The sequence below is a fragment of the Massilia aurea genome, from assembly GCF_014200505.1.
Lineage (GTDB): Bacteria > Pseudomonadota > Gammaproteobacteria > Burkholderiales > Burkholderiaceae_D > Telluria > Telluria aurea_B.
Map to the genome: position 1 here is coordinate 1,731,939 of NZ_JACHBX010000001.1, position 18,392 is coordinate 1,750,330.

The 18,392-nt window shown below is 64.9% G+C and carries 20 protein-coding genes; 9 read left to right on the top strand and 11 right to left on the bottom strand.

Features of this window, described 5'->3' with window-relative positions; translation table 11 throughout:
- Window positions 1-21: 21 nt before the first annotated feature.
- The 10 genes from HD842_RS07655 to HD842_RS07695 all read right to left on the bottom strand — a co-directional run bounded on the left by HD842_RS07655 (window position 22) and on the right by HD842_RS07695 (window position 8,769).
- The gene (locus HD842_RS07655; RefSeq protein ID WP_183552821.1) at window positions 22-1,200 is read right to left on the bottom strand and encodes an AAA family ATPase; all 1,179 of its coding nucleotides are present in this window, start codon (window positions 1,198-1,200) and stop codon (window positions 22-24) included.
- 9 nt (window positions 1,201-1,209) lie between these two features.
- The gene (locus tag HD842_RS07660) at window positions 1,210-1,473 is read right to left on the bottom strand and encodes a hypothetical protein (protein ID WP_183552823.1); all 264 of its coding nucleotides are present in this window, start codon (window positions 1,471-1,473) and stop codon (window positions 1,210-1,212) included.
- A 2-nt stretch (window positions 1,474-1,475) separates the two neighbouring features.
- Window positions 1,476-2,951, bottom strand: a complete 1,476-nt coding sequence (locus tag HD842_RS07665; RefSeq protein ID WP_183552825.1) for a type II and III secretion system protein family protein — start codon at window positions 2,949-2,951, stop codon at window positions 1,476-1,478.
- A 14-nt stretch (window positions 2,952-2,965) separates the two neighbouring features.
- Window positions 2,966-3,808: a Flp pilus assembly protein CpaB gene (gene cpaB, locus HD842_RS07670; protein WP_183552828.1), complete on the bottom strand. Its 843-nt coding sequence runs from the start codon at window positions 3,806-3,808 to the stop codon at window positions 2,966-2,968.
- A complete protein-coding gene (locus HD842_RS07675; RefSeq protein WP_183552829.1) occupies window positions 3,801-5,168 on the bottom strand; it encodes an ATP-binding protein in 1,368 nt (455 codons plus the stop codon). The genes cpaB and HD842_RS07675 overlap by 8 nt, the downstream gene beginning before the upstream one ends.
- Window positions 5,165-5,740 carry an A24 family peptidase gene (locus tag HD842_RS07680; protein WP_183552831.1) on the bottom strand — a complete coding sequence of 192 codons (576 nt, stop codon included), beginning with the start codon at window positions 5,738-5,740 and terminating at the stop codon, window positions 5,165-5,167. Before HD842_RS07680 ends, HD842_RS07675 begins: the two co-directional genes overlap by 4 nt.
- Window positions 5,741-5,824: 84 nt before the next feature.
- Window positions 5,825-5,998: a Flp family type IVb pilin gene (locus HD842_RS07685; protein WP_183552834.1), complete on the bottom strand. Its 174-nt coding sequence runs from the start codon at window positions 5,996-5,998 to the stop codon at window positions 5,825-5,827.
- A 46-nt stretch (window positions 5,999-6,044) separates the two neighbouring features.
- Entirely contained in the window at window positions 6,045-6,179 is a 135-nt protein-coding gene (locus tag HD842_RS24265; protein ID WP_267875154.1) for a hypothetical protein, read from the bottom strand.
- A 193-nt stretch (window positions 6,180-6,372) separates the two neighbouring features.
- Window positions 6,373-7,026: a response regulator gene (locus HD842_RS07690; RefSeq protein ID WP_183552836.1), complete on the bottom strand. Its 654-nt coding sequence runs from the start codon at window positions 7,024-7,026 to the stop codon at window positions 6,373-6,375.
- A gap of 30 nt (window positions 7,027-7,056) precedes the next feature.
- Window positions 7,057-8,769 (bottom strand): sensor histidine kinase, encoded by a 1,713-nt coding sequence (locus HD842_RS07695; protein WP_183552838.1) that lies wholly within the window; start codon window positions 8,767-8,769, stop codon window positions 7,057-7,059.
- Between the two features lie 124 nt (window positions 8,770-8,893).
- Here HD842_RS07695 and HD842_RS07700 point away from each other — a divergent pair, with 124 nt between their 5' ends.
- From HD842_RS07700 to HD842_RS07725, 6 genes are all read left to right on the top strand, one after another.
- The gene (locus tag HD842_RS07700) at window positions 8,894-9,358 is read left to right on the top strand and encodes a TadE/TadG family type IV pilus assembly protein (RefSeq protein ID WP_267875155.1); all 465 of its coding nucleotides are present in this window, start codon (window positions 8,894-8,896) and stop codon (window positions 9,356-9,358) included.
- Window positions 9,358-9,990 (top strand): TadE/TadG family type IV pilus assembly protein, encoded by a 633-nt coding sequence (locus HD842_RS07705; RefSeq protein WP_183552840.1) that lies wholly within the window; start codon window positions 9,358-9,360, stop codon window positions 9,988-9,990. Before HD842_RS07700 ends, HD842_RS07705 begins: the two co-directional genes overlap by 1 nt.
- Before the next feature lies 1 nt (window position 9,991).
- Window positions 9,992-11,353 (top strand): Tad domain-containing protein, encoded by a 1,362-nt coding sequence (locus tag HD842_RS07710; RefSeq protein ID WP_183552842.1) that lies wholly within the window; start codon window positions 9,992-9,994, stop codon window positions 11,351-11,353.
- 136 nt (window positions 11,354-11,489) lie between these two features.
- On the top strand, window positions 11,490-12,314 hold the full coding sequence (locus tag HD842_RS07715) for an alpha/beta fold hydrolase (RefSeq protein WP_183552844.1): 825 nt from the start codon (window positions 11,490-11,492) through the stop codon (window positions 12,312-12,314).
- Window positions 12,315-12,381: 67 nt separating this feature from the next.
- Window positions 12,382-13,068, top strand: coding sequence for a trimeric intracellular cation channel family protein (locus HD842_RS07720; RefSeq protein WP_370660799.1), 687 nt, complete (start codon window positions 12,382-12,384; stop codon window positions 13,066-13,068).
- 64 nt (window positions 13,069-13,132) lie between these two features.
- Complete coding sequence (locus HD842_RS07725) at window positions 13,133-13,864, top strand: hypothetical protein (RefSeq protein WP_183552846.1); 732 nt, start codon at window positions 13,133-13,135, stop codon at window positions 13,862-13,864.
- 6 nt (window positions 13,865-13,870) lie between these two features.
- On the opposite strand, the gene HD842_RS07730 is transcribed toward HD842_RS07725, so the two are convergent.
- Window positions 13,871-15,217, bottom strand: a complete 1,347-nt coding sequence (locus HD842_RS07730; protein WP_183552848.1) for an MBL fold metallo-hydrolase — start codon at window positions 15,215-15,217, stop codon at window positions 13,871-13,873.
- A 114-nt stretch (window positions 15,218-15,331) separates the two neighbouring features.
- Here HD842_RS07730 and HD842_RS07735 point away from each other — a divergent pair, with 114 nt between their 5' ends.
- The 3 genes from HD842_RS07735 (at window position 15,332) to HD842_RS07745 (ending at window position 18,385) form a co-directional block, all read left to right on the top strand.
- Window positions 15,332-16,333 (top strand): Lnb N-terminal periplasmic domain-containing protein, encoded by a 1,002-nt coding sequence (locus tag HD842_RS07735; protein WP_229424629.1) that lies wholly within the window; start codon window positions 15,332-15,334, stop codon window positions 16,331-16,333.
- Between the two features lie 101 nt (window positions 16,334-16,434).
- Window positions 16,435-16,911, top strand: coding sequence for a TadE/TadG family type IV pilus assembly protein (locus HD842_RS07740; protein ID WP_183552852.1), 477 nt, complete (start codon window positions 16,435-16,437; stop codon window positions 16,909-16,911).
- Window positions 16,898-18,385 carry a pilus assembly protein TadG-related protein gene (locus tag HD842_RS07745; protein WP_183552854.1) on the top strand — a complete coding sequence of 496 codons (1,488 nt, stop codon included), beginning with the start codon at window positions 16,898-16,900 and terminating at the stop codon, window positions 18,383-18,385. The genes HD842_RS07740 and HD842_RS07745 overlap by 14 nt, the downstream gene beginning before the upstream one ends.
- Window positions 18,386-18,392 lie beyond the last annotated feature (7 nt).

The window sequence follows — 18,392 nt, forward strand, 5'->3', positions numbered from 1 at the left end:
ACTCCTTGGACAATTCGCGGGTCATACGTCAGTCTTGCGCCGTTTGAACAGGCGCGCCATCACGCCGGTCGCCGCTTGCGGCGCCGCCTCGCCCGTCTGGCTGCGCGCCATCGTTATCAAGGCCGCGCTCAGCGGGCTCTCGGGCGCCAGGCGCGTGATCGGCACGCCCTGGTTGACCGACTTGGCCGCCGCATCGTAGTGGTTCGGCATCGTGCGCAGGTGCGTCGTGTCGAACGCCTGCTCGAGGTCCTTGAGCTTGATGTCGCTGTTGTTGTCGTGGCGGTTCACGACGATTTCGACCTTGTCGTTGCCGTATTCGAGGTTGCGGAACACGTCGAGCAGGCGCTTGCCGTCACGGATGTACGGCAGCGTCGTTTGCAGCACCGGGTAGATCGTGTCGGCATGGTCGAGCGCGCGGATCGTCACCGGATCCAGGCTGCGCGCCACGTCGAGCACGATGAAATCGTACTGGCGGCGCGCCAGCTTGATGATTGCGTCGATGTGCTCCGGCTTGACGTCGCTGGCGTGCGCCGGATCGGATGGCGCGGCCAGCACGCTGAAGTTGGGCGTCACGGCAACCATGCTCGACGACAAAAACGACGGATCGAGCCGGTGGATCTGGGTCGCGACATCCGACAGCGTGGCCAGCGGCTTGCTGTCCGAGACGAACAGCGACGCGTCGCCAAACTGCAGATTCATGTCGATCATCGCCACGCGCTTGTTGCCGCCGGCCGACAACGCATAGGCCAGGTTCGTGGCCAGGAAGGTTGCGCCACTGCCGCCCTTGCACGAGATGAAAGCCAGCACCCTGCCCTGCGCTGCGCCCTGGCTGCCGAACTTCTCGGCGATGTGGTCGACGGCCTTGGCCAGGTCGGCCGCGCCGGGCGCTGCCGGCAGCACTTCGCGCACACCGGCGCGCATCGCGCGCAGCAAGAAGTCCTGTGACAGGTCGCCCGACAGCACGATGAACGCCATGCGCGGGAACAGGTGACCGAGCCGCTCGAGCTGGTCGAGGTCACCCTCGTCGGCGCGCGGCTGGTCGACCACCAGCAGGTCGGGGATGGCGTCGTCGCTCATTGTCGACAGGCGCGCCGGGGTGCCGGCGATCATGTCGACTTCGTCGCTGCCCGGGCGTGCGCGCAATTGGCGCGACAGCTCGATCAGGTGGCGCTCGTCGCGCGAAAGGACTGCGATTTTCATGATGGCCTCTTACTTGTTCCCGCCGAACAGCGTGATCTCGACCTGCGGCGCGGGCGCGGCGAACGAGCCCTGGTAATTCCTGTAGCCGAGGATCGCGGCGCGGGCGTCGTTGCCGGGCACCGACGGCGCGGCCTGGGGCGTGATGATTTGGCTGGCCATGATGCTCCGCACGGTGTTGCCGGTGCCGGTGGACGTGTCGGTTGCGCAGCCGCCCAGCAGCAAAGAGAGGCAAGTGCAGGCTGCGGCGAGGATGGCGGTAGTGGTGGTCTTCATGATCATTTCTCTGGTGCGGCAGGGGCGGCGCGGCCTTCGAGCTGGCCGCCAAGCAGGAATTCGGCGCGGCTCGGCTGCACGTACCCGTCGGTTGGCAATGCGGGCTGCGACTGCATCGGCTTGGCCAGGCGCGGCGTCACGATGAATACCAGTTCGGTGCGGTCATTCTGGAAGTCGCTGCTGCGAAACAGCGTGCCGAGCACGGGCACGTCACCCAGGAACGGGAAGCGCTTGATGGTGCTGGTCACGTTATTGCGGATCAGGCCACCGATGGCGAAGCTCTGGCCATCCTGCAGCTGCACCGTGGTCGCCGCGCGCCGTGTCGTAAACGATGGCAGGATCGCGGTCGCGCTGTTGCTGGAACCGGGCGTGGTGATGCCGATGCCCTCGCGATTGAGTTCCGACACTTCCGGCGCCACGCGCAGGTTGATGCGCCCGCCCGCCAGCACGGTTGGCGTGAACTTGACGGCCACGCCGTACTCTTTCTCTTCCAGCGTGATCAGGCCCGCGCCGCCGGACGAATTTTGCGCGACCGGGATGAAGATCTTGCCGCCGGCAAGGAAACTCGCTTCTTGCCCGCTGATGGCCATGACGTTCGGCTCGGCCAGGATCTTGACCAGACCATCGCGCTTTTCGCCGTCGATGGTGAGTTCCTTGATACCGGTGCCCACGGCGCTGACAGCGCCGGCGCCGCCACTGAGCAGGCTCGATACGGCGGCATAGGTCCAGTTGCCGTTGGTCTTGGAAAAGCCGGCTTTGGCGCCCAGCTGGTCGACGAGCGACTTTGAAATTTCGGCGATCTTCACTTCCAGCATGACTTGCTGGGGCGCGGCGATGGACAGCATGTTCAATACCTTCGCGGCGGCGCCAGAACCCGCGGCTGGTGCCGATGCAGGCGCGCCGACGGACAACGGCGACGGGCTGCCGGCACCGCTGTCGGCCTGCCCGCCAGCGGCGGGCGCGGCGCTCTCCTGGAACGCCGTGGCCAGGTCGACCAGAGCGCTGGCCACGCCGACGTCGCTGACCATGCCCGACAACACGACGGCGTTGCCGCTGGCGCCGATGCGGATATCGCGCTCGAGCGGGAACAGCGCGTCGAACTGCGCGCGCAGCGCCGACGTATCGATCGCCACGTCCAGGTCGATCACGGTCGAGCGCTTGTCACGCCCGGAGACGATCAGGTTGGTGCTGCCGACACTGCGTGCGACGATCACGACTTCGCTCGCGCCAGGGACCACGACGTTGGCCACTTTCGGGTCGCCCACCATGACTGCACCGGCCGGCGTGCAGAAACGCTTGAGAACGGATTTTCCGCGCATCAGCTGGAGCCGCCCGTTCGCACCGCCGCGCAGGTCGATGCAGTCGGTCGCTGCGGCGCTTGTGTCGACGGCGGCCGCCTTGCTGGCGGGGGCCGCATGGGCATCCAGCGTCAACGCAACGGCGCAGGCCAGCAGGGTCTTGTGAGTCAATGTGGTCATGACGGATTCTTCAATCAAAAGCTTTGCGAAGCGGCGTCCAGGCCGCGGATCACCAGGACACCGTCGCGCGGCGCGCTTGGCTGACGTGGTGCAGGAGATGGGGTGCGCGGCGCCGGCTCGTACACCGGCGCTGGTGCCTTCGCCGTCACTGCCGGCAGGCCGAGCACCGATTCGCGCGTGGCGCCGGTGGTGTTGGCCGGTTGCGCTTCGACCTGGTTGCGCAGTACCAGCGACAGGGAGCCGATCGAGCGGGCCAGGTCGAGCTTTTCGACTTGATCCGGGGTCAGCTCCAGCGTGACGGCATTGACGACGCGTGGTTTGCTGTCGTCGACCGCCGATTCCTGCGCCACGGCCAGCACCAGGATGCGCTCGAGCACGATTTTCGAAATCGAGCCGGCGTTCTGCGCCAGGTCGCTGTTGCTCGGGGCCAGGTTGACGAGGATGTCGACATAATTGCCCGGCAGTGCAAAGCCGGCCACGCCGACGACGTCGTTGACGCGCACGGTCATGGCGCGCTTGCCGCTGGCCACCACTGCCGACAGGCCGCCCAGCGTGCCGGCCGGCGCCAGCTTGGACTCGAGCACCGGCTCACCGCGTGCGATGTCGCCGCGGGCGATGCGCCCTTCGAGCAGCTTCATGTCGGTGATCGCGCCGGGCGGCAGCGCGCCGGCGGGCCAGTCGGCCAGTTGCAGGCTGGCCGGCAGGATGCGTGCACCCTGCCCGATGTCGGCGGCGGCCACCACCACGCGGGTGCCGGCCGGGCCCTGCTCGCCCATCCACTTGGCTGCCAGTACCACGGCGCCCAGCGCCAGCAGCAGCGCCACGCCGATGATCAGGATCGCTCTCGAATTACGCATGCTCATACTCCGTCGTGCCGCGTTCGCGGCGTTCTTGTGATGCGGGCCGGCCTGGGGCGCCCGCGGCAAAATAGTTATCCCAGGCCCAGTCCAGGGTGCGGCGCGACAATTCGGGCGCGCGGTCTTCGTAGCGCGCCAGGTCGCGCAACTGGCGCATCAGGTCGCGCGGGTAGCAGGCCAGCAGTGGCACACCGCGCTCGCGGTGGCACGTCAGCAGGTAATCGAATGACGCGGCATCGAACGCCACACCGACGCCGTCGCATGCCTGCCGGAACAGGCGCATGTATTCGTCGGCTGACGCCGCCGGCACTTCGATCTTGTAGCCAAGGCGGCGCAGAAAGGCGCCGTCGGACAGGCGCTGCGGCACGAAGTTCGACGAGAACACGACGATCACGTCGAACGGCACCTGGAACGTGTGGCCCGTGTGCAGCGTCAGGTAATCCACATTGCGGTCCATCGGCACGATCCAGCGGTTCATCAGCGCTTCCGGGGTGCAGCGCTGGCGACCCAGGTCATCGATGATGAAGATGCCGTTGTTCGACTTGAGGTGCGGCGGCGCCTGGTACAGGCGGGTGTGCGGATCGAACCGCAGGTCGAGCATGTCGAGCGTGAGTTCGCCGCCGGCCAGCGCGGCCGGGCGACGCACGCCGCGGATCCAGCGCATGTCGGGCGCGCTGCCGCGGTCAAGGCTCGGTGCTTCCGTCACCGCCGCTTCGGTCACGCAGTGCTGCACGCTGTCGAAAAAAGGAATCACTTCGCCATCGACCATCAGCGCGTGCGGCACGGCGATCGTGCCGACCAGCAGGTCGCGCAGGCGCTCGGCCAGGTAGGTCTTGCCACTGCCGGCCGCGCCGTGCAGGAACAGCGCGCGGCCCGAATTCATGCCGGCGCCGATCTGGTCGAGCACGACCGGGTTGACGACAACACCATCGAAGGTGGCGACCATCGCGCCGCGCGTCACCTGCATATTGGCCACGCTGTGTGCCTTGACCTGGGCCACATAGGCGGCCAGCGTGACAGGTGCCGGACCGGCATAGGCATTGCGGCCCAGCGCGGCCTGGGCGCGCGCGCGACCAGCCTCGGTGAGGATGTAACACAGGTCAGCGTCGGTGCCGCTGTTGCCGATGCGCGCGACTTCGCACAATTTTTCGCTGCGCAGGAACGCGATCAGAGGATCGATGACGCTGACATTGAGTTTGGTGTGCGCAGCCAGTTCGGCCAGGCGCAGTTGACCACGTTGGACCAGCACCTTGCCGAGCAATTCGGCGAGAAAGAGGAAAGGCAGGCCGGTCTCGTCGACCGTGCGCGGCGCCCTGGCATCGGCCGGTGCGTGCGCGCTCGCCGTCAGGGTCTGGCTCACAGCGGCAGCTCCCCATGTACGCGCAGCCACAGCACGCAACCGACGGTGGCAACCGCAATCGCGATCGCATATGGCAGGCGCCCGCTGGCTGCTTCGGGCGGTACGGTTGGCGTGGCGATGACGCCGGCCAGCGCCGAGAATGTGGTGTGCAGCGCCATGTGGTAGGTGTTGATGACGAGGCGGCGCAGACTGCCCTGCCACGCTGCAAATACCAGCGCGAGCACGCCGCCCGCCACCAGCGTGACCAGGCCGACCGTGATGATCTGGCCGGCGCCGACAAAGGCGCCCACCATGGCCAGCAGCTTGACGTCGCCGGCACCCATGAGGCGCAGCGCATACATCGGCAGCAGGATCGCGAGGCCCAACCCGAAGCCGCCCAATGACGACAACAGCCCCAGGCCGCCCATTGGCGTGCCGAACAAACCCGGCCCGGCTGGCAGCGCGGCGTGCAGCACGAACGCTGCGAGCATACCGGGGAAAACGACGGCGTTCGGAATGCGGCGCGCCTTCACGTCATGCCACACGGCGGCGCCAAGTAGCAAACACAGCATCATAAGTGGCAAGATCGTCAAGGACATACTCCGGGTAAAAAAAATCCGGCGTCGGACAATCCGCGCCGGATGAGGACCGCTTGAGGCGGGCCGTGCTGTGTGCAATTACGTGGTCGGGGTCTTGATGCGTGCGGCCAGGTCCTTGAACAGCGTGCTGATGGTGCTACCCAGCGTGGTAACTGTTGCAATGATGACACCGGCGATCAGCGATGCGATCAGTGCGTATTCGATGGCGGTGACGCCGTCTTCTTCTTTGATCAGGTTTTTGATGAAGTTCATGGTGGAGCCTTTCAAGGGTCGGTAGTCAAGTATCAGCAGGTTGGCTTTATGCGCTCGTCCATGCAGCCATTGCCGCGATGAAGCAGACGACTGCGAGCAGAACCGAGAGAACGACATACGACATGGCCGGATTGCTGCTGCTTTCATACTGCTGTTCCGGATTGTCTTCGCTGTCGTACACCGTTCGCTCCTGTTCGCTTGCCGCCGTACCGCATGTCACGATACGCAGCGCATGAGTTGAATCTTACGGACCCCCGACTTTGTTGCCATCCGTCAAAACTACCTTTTTGAAAGGTACGTTGCGCCATGGCAACCTAGTACATTTGTACCGGGTCGCCTTGCGGCACACTCCGACGCAGAGAAAGGGTGATGCCTCAGGAGAGGCCGTGCTTGGTAGCGTAGACGTACAACTCGAGGCGGTTGGCGACGTCCAGCTTCTGGTAGATGGTGGTGAGATGGTTGCGCAGCGTGCGCTCCGAGATGAACGCGCGTTCGGCCAGCTCCTTGTTCAGCGCGCCTTTGCCCTGCACGATCATGCCGATGACGTCGCGTTCGCGCGCCGTCAGTGTGCCGATGCGTTCGGCCTCCGGGTCGGCCTTGGGCGCCGGCGCCACCAGTTGGCCCAGCAGCGCCTGCATGAGTGACTGGTCGAGCCACAGCTCGCCGCCGTGCACCTTGCGCACAGCCAGCAGCACGTCATCGGTCGGCGCTTCCTTGCTGACGACGCCGCGCGCCCCGGCTTTCACGGCAGCGGCCAGCGTGCCCTGGTCGCGATTCGCGCTCAGGATCACGACCCGCGTACTGCCATTGGCTACCAGGGCCGGCAGAAAGTCGATGGAACTGCTGCCTTTCAGGTCGAGGTCGAGCAGCACGATATCCGGATGCAGTGCAGCGCACAGGGCGGTCGCCTCCATGCCATCGCTGGCGCTGCCCACCAGTGTGAACGACGGGCCTTCGGCCTGGATCAGGCGCTCGAGACCCCACAGCATGGTCTTGTGGTCATCCACGAGCAGGATGCGGATGGTCATGGTTTCTCCATTACGTTGTGTGGGTAGTGATCAGACGGGGATGCGGACGCGCAGCAGCGTCTGGCGTCCGTCGGCCTCGACGTCGAGCGTGCCGCCCACTGCGGCCACGCGCTCGGCAATCGAGCGCGGCACGAAGGGTTTGGGCGCGGGGGCGCCATCGGACACCGGATTGAAGATATCGATGGCCAGCTGGCCGGCGGCGTCCTCGATCACGACACCGGCCGTGCGCGCCCGTGTGTGCTTGCAGATATTGCTGATCCCTTCGGTGACGATCTGGAATACCTCGGCCGCCATACGGTCATTGCCCACGCCCTCGCCTTGCACCTCGAGCATCACATCCAGGCCATAGAAAGTTTGTACCTGGCGCAGCTGACGCCGCAGCGCCACCAGCAGTTCGGGTTCCTCCTGGCGCCCGCTGCGAAAACGCTGGGCGAAGTCACGCATGTCGCCGATCACGTCCGAGCACATCGCCAGCAGACGGTCGAGTTCGGGCGCCATGGCGCTGTCTTCTCCCGCGCTGTTGCGGATCGCCGCGACCGCGTGGCGCAGGCCGATATATGGCTGGATCGTGCTGTCGTGCAGGTCACGCGCGATGGTCTGGCGTTCGCGAAACGCCGCTTCGGACGCCAGCCGGTCAAGCAGGTCGATGGTTTCGATGACCGGAAACGCCTGCTGCACGATGTGCTTCAGGAACGTGGCGTCACTGCGGCGCAGGCGCCTGCCGCTGACGAAGATGCGCCCACTGCCCTTGCGCAGCGGCAGCGACGCGCTGACGAAGCTGTCGGTATCGAGCAGATCGGCCACGTGGCCGCAGGCATCCCTGTCCGTCTTGCACCACTCCTTTTCCCCGGTGGCCAGGCGCACCGCGCCCACGCCGCCCGGCAGCAGGCGCAGCAAAAATCCGGCGCCTGGGCCACGGTACAGGATCGCGCCCGACGCCAGCGCCAGCAACGGCTGCACGTCGGCGGCGTCGGGCCGGCTGCGACTGATCGCGCGGCCAGCCCGGGGATGATGGGCAGTATTGAGGATCCAGCGCTGGTGGCTGTCTTGCATCAGCAACGTGCAGGTGCTGGCGCCGTAGTAGCGCAGGATCTTGTCCATCAGCGAATCGAGCGTGTGCTGCACGCCAAAGCGTGGGTTGGACAGGCGGCTGACGTCGCGCAACAACGCGAGCCGGCGGCGCTGATCGACGGACAGGCCACCCCAGAACGCGATCATGTAGCCCAGTGCGAGCATGAACGTGGCGCGCAGCAGCAGGATGTGGAACGACTCGAAGCCCTGCACCAGCAGCACCGACAGGGTCACGATGCCGACCGCGCCCAGCGTGAGCCGGGCGCCGGCGTCGAACCCGTGGCGAAATGACGTGGCCAGGATCGCAAACAGGAAGAACGAAAAGAACGGACTCGCGCCGCCACCGGTCACAAGAACGATCACCCCATACCAGATGATGTCGATCCAGTAGATGTTGGGACCGTGCCAGAAACCGGCCCGGTAGCTGGCGATCACCAGCAGTGTGAGGCTGTGCAGCACGTAGCCGGCGAATACGAGCCAGGTCCACGGGCTGGATGCCACGACACCACCAGGACCGATGTACAGGGTCAGCAGCGCCGAGATCGACAGCAGCACGCGCATGCCAAACACCATCCAGGCTTCTGCTTCGGGCGCGGCGGCCGATGGTGCAGCGGCGCCGGGCGTGCGACGTGCGGCGGCGATCAAACGACGGATATCGGGGTTCCAACTCATGTTGTTGCGCGCCGACAAACGCGCTGACTCCTCGCTAAAACGGTTACAGAGGGTGATTATTGCCCTGTAGAATCCCTGAAGTTTATCGCATACGACGCCCAAACCCCCTCACAGTAGCCTGAATATGTTGTTTAAGAGACCCCAGCGTCAGTCTGGCGCCACACTCGTCGAGATGGCCATCATCGCACCCGTGCTCATGCTGGTCCTCGTTGGGATTATCGAGATGAGCATGATGTTCTTCGCCACGCTGACCATGCAGTATGCGGTGCGTGAAGGCGCGCGCTATGCCATTACCGGCCGCGCAAACGACGGCGGGACCAGCACCCAGCAGCGCTACGCCAGCGTGATCGCGAAGATCCGCGACAACTCGCTTGGGATGTACGAGCGTATGAATTGCATCGTGTCGGTCAATGGCAAGAGCTATGCGAGCACCAGCTACAGCAACGCCATGTTTGGCGGGGCAGGCGACATGGTGGTGCTGCAGCTTGATTGCGCGTGGCCGGTGACGACGCCGCTGCTGTCGACCTTCTTCACCGGCGGCAAGAACAGCTTCGCCGTCGGCGCCACCATGCGAAACGAGTATTTCTGATGCTGCCCATGTCGCTTGCCATCATCCGTCGGGCCCGCCGCCAGCGTGGCGTTGCCGCCGTCGAGCTTGCCCTGCTGCTACCGATGCTGGTGGTCCTGCTGCTGTGCGCCATCGACGGCGCACGCGCTTTGCAAGCCAATATCATCATCACCAACATCGCGCGTGAAGGCGCGAACATCCTGTCGCGCAGCGGGGTGGATCTGAACGACAACAGTCAGGACACGATCAACGCGCTGATGGCCAGTGCCCCGCCGCTGAACGTCAACCAGCTGGGGATGATCTACATCACCCGCGTCATGGGTGTGGTGACCAATGGTGTCTCGCGCAGTGTCGTGCTGGATCAGTACCGCTGGGACGATGCCGAGCGTCTGCAAGGATTTCGCCGGAGCGGCTATGCCCCGCAGAGCAAGGTCTATGGCTGCAGCGCCTGGAGCGGCACCGGCAAATGTTCGAGTGTCAGCAGTGCCAGCCGGCCCGCGACAACGATCATGACCGGCAAGCTCGACGATGGGGAAGTCGTGTTCGTGGTCGAGACGTTCTATCGCTTCGACATGCTGGTCAGCGGTTTTACCAGCGGCTCCAGCACCCTGCCCACGTTCGGGCCCGACCTGTATTCCATGAGTGTGTTCTGAGATGAATCCGAATCTTTCCCGTCAGCGCGGTGCGGTCGCCATCATGGTGGCCGTGTCGATGCTCGTGCTGCTTGCCGTGGTGGGCCTGTGTGTCGACGCCGGGCTGGCGTATCTGGTGAAAGCGCGCCTGAATGCAGCGGTGGATTCGGCGGCGCTGGCCGGTGCGCGCGCTGTCACGACCGGCAATAACCAGACGGAGCAGATCGCCAGCGCGCGCGCCGCCGCGGCCGACTTTTTCGCCGCCAATATCCCGAACGATTACCTGTTGTCGTCGCCACGGATTACCAGCACCAACGTGACCTTCAACGGCGGCCAGGCGACGATCGATGTCAAGGCTGAAGCGCCGATGCCGGTGTCGATCATGCAGATCATGAATTTCACGTCGCTGATGCCGGTCGCGGCGGCGCAGACGGTTCGGAATGATCTGGATATGGCGCTGGTGGTCGATACATCCGGCTCGATCGGTGCTGCCGGCCCGGGTGTGCGCACCGCTGCGAAATCGTTCCTGAGCAAGTTCAATGTGACGCAGGACCGTGTAGCGCTCATCCATTTTGCGTCCGGGGCGGTCGTCGATGCGCCAATCAGCCCGTCGGCCCGCGGCTTCAATCGTAGTGCGATGAACACCAAAATCACCAACTTCAGCTTCGAAGATGGCACTGCCTCGGTGGAAGGCATGTGGAATGCGCGCGACCAGCTCAACAAAGTCCCGCAGGGCAGCCGTTCCACCATGCGCGTCATCGTGTTCTTCTCGGATGGCGCACCGACTGCACTCGGTTCTTACCTCATTTTCGACAACAAGGACAAGGACTGCATCGAACCCGGCACTCTCGATTCGGGCGGCCCAACCTACGCGCTCGGTGACCTCAACAGCGCGTCCTTCAATTACGTCAGCGACAAGTGCCGCCTGGTGCGGAACAACGCGTACGCGGCGCGGCGGCTGCCGAACTTTTACAATGCGCACGCACCGGACTGGAAGACTGCGACGGATGCGAACTTTACGAGCGAGTTTCCGATCGTGACCAAGGGGCCGCGTGAAGTGACTGCCGACCTGTCCGGAAACTACGCCCGCAACGTCGACCGGGCGGCGCGCAATCTGGCTGAAAGCGTCGCCGCCAAAGCGCGTGAAGAAGGCATCTATGTATTCACGCTCGGCCTGGGCGCAGGGTTGAAAAGCACGAGCGCCTACGATACTGCGCACACCGGTGAGATGGTGTTGAAGTGTATGGCCAACACGGTGGATGCACCGCTGCGCTGCCAAACCCCGAATCAGCCGGTCGGCATGTACTGCTACGCCGCAACCGACAACGACTTGACGCCCTGTTTTTCGCGCCTTGCCTCGGCCATTTTGCGCATCACCAAATAGACGCAGGGTGCCTCATCGGCACGCCGCTTTATCGAAAGTGGGGTGCGCGCGCGCGCCTTCAGTGCGATGCGCACAAGTGCATTTCCGGTTCTACTGAGCGAACATCACTCACCACTCACCACCGGGAGCAGCGCGCATGAGCACATTCACCACCAGGGACGGCGTCGAACTCTATTACAAGGACTGGGGCAGCGGCCAGCCCATCGTCTTCTGCCACGGCTGGCCCCTGAATGCGGACAGCTGGGAGTCGCAGATGATCTTCCTGGCCGACCACGGCTACCGCTGCATCGCCCATGACCGGCGCGGCCACGGCCGTTCGAGCCAGCCGTGGGACGGCAACGACATGGACCACTACGCCGACGACCTGGCCGAGCTGCTCGATCATCTCGACGTGACCAACGCCGTGCTGGTCGGCTTTTCGACGGGCGGCGGCGAAGTGGCCCGCTATATCGGCCGGCACGGCACAAAGCGCGTCGCGAAGGCCAGCCTGGTCTCGGCAGTGCCGCCCCTGATGCTCAAGACCGACGCCAATCCCGGCGGCTTGCCGATGGAGGTGTTCGACGGCATCCGCGCCGCACAGCTGGCCAACCGCTCGCAGTTGTACCTGGATCTGCCGAGTGGTCCCTTCTATAATTTCAACCGCCCAGGCGCGACCGTGTCGCAGGGCCTGGTCCACACCTGGTGGATGCAGGGCATGATGGGCGGCCACAAGAACACCTTCGACTCGATCAAGGCGTTTTCCGAAACCGACTTCACCGAAGATTTGAAGCAGTTCACGATCCCCACGCTGATCATCCACGGCGATGACGACCAGGTGGTGCCGATCGACGCGTCCGGCCGAGCGTCAAAAACGCTGGTGCCGCATGCCACGCTGATCGTCTATCCGGGCGCACCGCACGGCCTGACCGAGACCCACAAAGACAAGGTCAACGCCGATTTGCTGGCGTTCATCCGGGAGTAGGCGCGGCCATGCGCTAGAATCGCCCTCTTCGGTGCCGCGCGCACCAGTATTTGCAAGGTGGATTCACGTGTTTGCCGTTCTTGCCCTCGACATGGGGGCCGCCATGAAAACGCTGGTGCTCACGCTTGACCTGGTGGGCACCTTTGTGTTTGCGCTGTCCGGCGCCACCGCCGGCGTGCGGCGCCATCTCGACCTGTTTGGCGTGCTCGTGCTGTCGTTCGTGGCATCCACCTCGGGCGGCATCGTGCGTGACCTCCTGATCGGCGCCACGCCGCCGGCCGCATTTTCGGACTGGCGCTACCTCGGCGTGTCGCTGCTGGCAGGCGTCACGATCTTCTTCTGGCATCCGTTCATCCACCGCGCGCGTAATCCGGTGCTGCTGTTCGACGGTGCGGGCCTCGCGCTGTTTTGCGTGGCGGGCGCCCAGAAGGCGCTCGTGTTCGGGCTGGAACCCGTGATGGCCGCACTGCTCGGCATGCTGACCGGCATTGGCGGCGGCGTCGCGCGCGACGTGCTGCTGTCGAACGTGCCGGCCGTGTTCCGTTCGGATATCTACGCTGTCGCGGCGCTGGCCGGCGCCTCGGTGGTGGTGATCGGCGACGCCCTGCAGTGGCCCACGACGCCGACCGCCTGCGTCGGCGCAGCCCTCTGCTTCGGCTTGCGCCTGGCCGCGATCCGCTATGGCTGGCACCTGCCGACGGCGCGCGGGATCGAGCCGCCGGACGCCAATGACCACAATCGCGATGGCCGCTGAACCGAAACGGGCAAATGCATGCACTACAATGGGGTCCAGCCACGCCTCCCCCCACTGAATCGACATGAGCGCCACCGACCTGCCCTACCGTGCCACCCTGCCTGACGCCTGCACCTGGCTCGAACAACAGACCGGGTCGCCCTGGACACTAGCGCGCCTGCTCGAACACGCGGTCACGCCCTATGTCTGGCTCGACTACGACCCGGCCCACGCCGACCTGTTCGGTGATGCCAATGGCGGTTATGCAGCGCCGATCTTCTTCCAGGACGACATCGCGCGCCTGATCGCCGGCAGCGACGACGTGTTGATGACGATGACCAAGGATGCCTACAAGATCGTCGCGCACCTGCCAGCGCCGGGTTTCAGGCGTCCGCTCGATGCGCTGCGGTTCCAGAAGAAGGACCTGACGCAGCTGGTGGCCAGGCTGGAGCGCGAGGCGCAGGCGGCCATCGCTGCAGCGGCCGCGCCGCCACCGGAACCGAAAGCGCCGACCGAATCGGCCTTCGGCATCAACAAGGCGCAGGTGCTGGAAGCGTTTGCCGCCCATGCGCGCATGGATCTGGGCGCGGCGCTCGACCATGCCATCGGCATCTTTGGCGACGATGGCGCGCGTGTGAAGGCCAGCGTGCGCAAGTCGAAACGCAACGCAGTGTGGAACCCGGTGACGCTGGCGCTCGGCCTGCATGATCTCCACCGCGTGCCACTGGGCCCGTTACGGCGCGCGTTCCAGACCCACGATTTTTTGCTGGACTGGGAAGACGACTGGGACCAGTCGCTGCGCCTGCTGGGCAAATAGCACCGGTCAGCGCGCCAGCAGGCGCCGCAATTGCGCCGCCTGGTACGCGCCGAACGTATCGCTGAACAGGCAGCGGATCAGCGGATCGTCGACGGCATCGACGTCCAGCAGGTCACGCTCGGCATCGGCATCGAAATGTGCGTCGTTGATGCGCATGTACATCGTGGTCAGTGACTCGCCCTGTTCGAGCGCGCCATACAGTCTGGCGGCGGGGATCTCCGTGGTCCAGCCAAGTGGACCGGCCTCGGTCACGAGCGTGGCCACGTCACCATCGAGCAGGTAATCGAAGACGCTCGCCTGGCCCTGGTGGTCATACACCGACAGCCGCCAGTAGCGCGGGCCATCGAAGTAGCTTGACGCCGCCTCGACCTCGCCGTACTTGGCAGGCACACCCGCGCGGCAGTAATCCATCACGCGCTCCATCTGCGCTTCACTCAGGGCCGCAAAATGCTGTGCGATCGACGCCGTCGACGGCGGCGCCGCATTGCCTTCATAGATGTAATCGACATCCTGCGGGCCCACGGGCACAAGCCACGCCAGCGACGCCGCCGGCTGCAGCACCGCGCCGTCCAGCCGCACGGCCATGCCGGGATCGAGCCGCACGATCGATGCCGCCGGCAGTGCCGCGCCCACCTCGCGCGTAAACTGCGCATAGGTGATCGGGAAGAACGCGCGGTTGTACCAAGACCACGGCTCCTGCACGAACTGGCACGAACTGGGCACCACGTAGCGCGGTTGCAGCGCCTGCAGCTGCGCGATCCACTCGGCCGGCAGTTCGGGCGGCGCGGCTGCGGCGCGCGATGGCGTGAGCACCTCGATTTCACGCATCGTCTGGAACGGCCACAGCACCATGTCCCACGGCCCCAGTCCAACCAGCTGGGCCAGCGTGTCGTCGTCGATCCACGAATCGACGACATTGAGCACATTCTGCCCGGCCGCCTGCACCTGGAACATCGAGTCCACGTCGACGTCCATCGCCTCGCGCGGGGTGACGGTGAACGGGCCGACCGTGACCGGCGTGTTCAGTCGCAGCTGGTGCACGTGCGTGAAGCCCAGCTGGCGCACCATCTCGAACAACGCGTCGAAGATGCAGTAGATGTACAGGGGCGTGGCGCGGTCCAGCAGATCGAGGCTGTCGAGCGAGCAGTGATCGTCATGAAAATGCGAGATGAAGACGGCGTCAAACCGCTGGCGGCGAATCGCCGCGACATCGAAGCGCACGTCCGGAAACGCATGGCAGTTGCGGCTGAACGGGTTCTCGAAGATGGTGTCGAAGGCAATCGTCGCGCCCTCGCAATCGAATACGTACCCCGCATGCAGGATGCGCGAAATGGTCAAGCCTGGCGTCGTCATTGGTCCCCCTTGGAGGCGGCATTCTACAGGGCGCGCTTCGGGACGGCGCTTGTTGTCGCCAAACCGAACCGCTACACTGCACCACCCCAGCGTTTCCGAAAGTAGCAGATGATCATGAGCCGCCCCATTCCCCGCGCCCTCCTCGCCGTGTGCGCGTTGCTCGTCACCGCTTGGGGCGCGCTGGCGCTGTGGTTCCAGCTCTCCAGGCCCGGCGGCTACGCCGCGATCGCCCTCTGGTCTCTTGCCGGCCTGGCCGCCACCATCGCCATCGCGCGCGGCCGGGGCAAGTGGCCGGGCGCCAGGGCGCTGGTCACCGGCGCCGTGGCGCTGGCGGTGCTGCTGGGCTGGTGGTTTTCACTGGCGCCATCGCACGACCGCATGTGGGCCGACGACGTGTCACGGATGCTGGTCTCGCGTGTCGACGGCGATCGCCTCGTGCTGCAGAACGTGCGCAACTTCGACTGGCGCACCGAGACCGACTACACGCCGCGCTGGGAAACGCGTGACTATGACCTGGCTGGCATCGTGTCGGCCGACCTGATTTTGTCGTACTGGATGGGGCCACACATCGCCCATACATTGGTGACGTTCGGCTTCAAGGATGGCAAACAGCTCGTGTTCTCGCTTGAAATCCGCAAGGAGCGCAGCGAGACCTTCTCTGCGGTCGGCGGCTTCTTTCGCCAGTTCGAACAGGTCATCATTGCCTCGGACGAGCGTGACCTGATCCGCACGCGCAGCAATGCACGCGGCGAGCAGGTCTACCTGTACCGCCTGCGCGCCACGCCCGGGCAGTTGCGCGCCGTGCTGCTTGCTTACCTCGAACGCGCCGAAGCCTTGCGCCGCCAGCCCGAGTTCTACAACACCCTCACCAGCAACTGCACGACGATCCTGTACGAACTGGCGCACCGCATCGCACCCGACCTGCCGCTCGACTACCGGCTGCTGGCATCGGGCCACTTCGCCGAATATGCCTACGACCAGAACGCACTGACGCCGGGCGTGCCGTACGCAGTGCTGCAGCAGCGCGGCCACATCAATGCGCGGGCGCGCCAGGCCGATATCGACGGCAGCGATTTTTCGCGCGCGATCCGCGTCGGCGTACCCGGGATTCGCTGAGGGCCACCGCGCCCGCCCTTGCTATAGTTGCCGCAAGTCAAATCAGTACGGGAGGCTTCCACTAGTATCGACCATGGTCGAATGCGACGAGGGAGGCAGTCATGGTTGGGCACTACAAGCGCTTGCGCAGGTCGGCGCAAGGCAGCGTCGCGGTCGAGATGGCGCTGATCCTTCCCCTGTTCCTGATCCTGCTGGCCGGGCCACTTTACCTTGCGCGCGCTGCGTGGTTTTACAGCGCGGGGCTGAAGGCGGCGCACGATGCAACGCGCTATGTCGCGACCGCGACGCAGGCCGAGATGCGCACCGGTGGCGGGGGTTTCAATGAAGCACGCGTTCCCGCGATCGCCCGCTGGATCGCCCAACAGGAACTGGGCGAACTCGTGCCGCTAACCGATAGCATTGGCATCGCGATCCAATGTGACGGCGGCGTATGCATTTTGCTCAAACCAAGCACGGTCCGCACGACCATTCGCATCGGCTTGAAAGATAATCTCCTTGGTAGCCTGACCGAGCAATACCTCGGTTATACCGATATGACCTTGTCCAGCGAAGTCACGATGCGCTATGTCGATCGTTAAAGCCGCTTGCCCGGCACGCCAGTACCTGAAAGGCGCGTCGCACCGCACAAAACAGACCGGCTCAATCAGTGTGATGTTCGTTGCTGCCCTGATCATCATCTTTGGGTTTCTCGCCCTGGCCCTCGACCTGTCGCTCCTCACGCACCGCAAGATGGAACTCCAGAATGTCGCCGACACCGCTGCATTGTCGGCGGCGCACGAACTTGACGGCACCGCTGGAGGCATCACGAAGGCACTGGACATGGCGTCGAACCGCTTTTCGCAAGGTACCGACCGATTCACCTACGGCTACGGCAAGGCGACGATGACCTGGTCGGATACTGCCATCGGGTTCGCCCGCAGCCCGTCCGGCCCGTGGCGACCCGTCGGCGAAGCCCTGACAAACCCTGCCGGCCTGCTGTACGTACAGGTCGATACTGCAGGACTCGATGCCGAGTACGGGACCGTCGCAACCTTGTTCCTCAGGACGTTCACGGACATCCCTGACGCCTTTACCAGTGCCCGCGCCATTGCCGGTCGTTCTGCCATCAAGGTCACCCCGCTGGGCATCTGCGCCATGCGTGACGAAGCCCACCGCAACCATGGGGGTGAGCTGGAGGAATTCGGGTTTCGCCGGGGCGTGAGCTACAACCTGCTGGACCTGAACCTGCCCGGCGCCACCACCGGTCAGACCTTCATCGTCAATCCGGTCGCGCAGGCCACGCCCATCACCGACGTGGCGACGCTGGCGCCGTTCGTCTGCACCGGCACGCTGGCCATGTCACGGCTCTCCGGTGGCACGGTCAAGGTCGCGGCATCGTTCCCGATCGACAAGCTCTGGCAGCAGCTCAATTCCCGCTTTGGCACCTACGGGACAGGTGCTACCGCATGCGATGCCCGCACGGCGCCCGCCGACACCAATGTCAAGGAATTCACCTTCAACGGCGGCACCCCCTGGATGGGCGCGACGCCCGCCAAGCAGTCGGCCGCGCTGCTGGCAACATCCGAACGCCGGTGGACGGTTGCCGGCCCCGACACGGCGCCCGCTGGCACCCTGGCCGTGCAATTTGGCCCGCTCTGGTCGTACGCAAAGGCGGTCCCGTATGCATCGTATGTCAGTGCGGGCACGCCGGAACCGGCAACCGGCTATCCAACCTATGACGTCACTGCATGGAGCACCCTGTACACACCGGGTCAGCCGACCACCTCCTCGGCCACGCCCTATCCCGAGACTGCGGAAACGCCGACGCCCTACTCGTACACGACCGGTACCCAATTCTTCAAAACCGCACCTGGAAGTAACAAGAGCCTCGCCAGGCGCCGGGTCCTGCACCTGCCCTTGCTCGCCTGCCCGGTCACTGGCAGCGACGCCACGGTGCGTGGCATCGGCCGATTCTTCATGACCGTTCCTGCCACCAACAACTCGTTGTATGGCGAGTTTGCAGGCATGGCGACCGAGCAGTCCCTGGGCACCCGCGTTGTCTTGTACCCTTGACGAATGG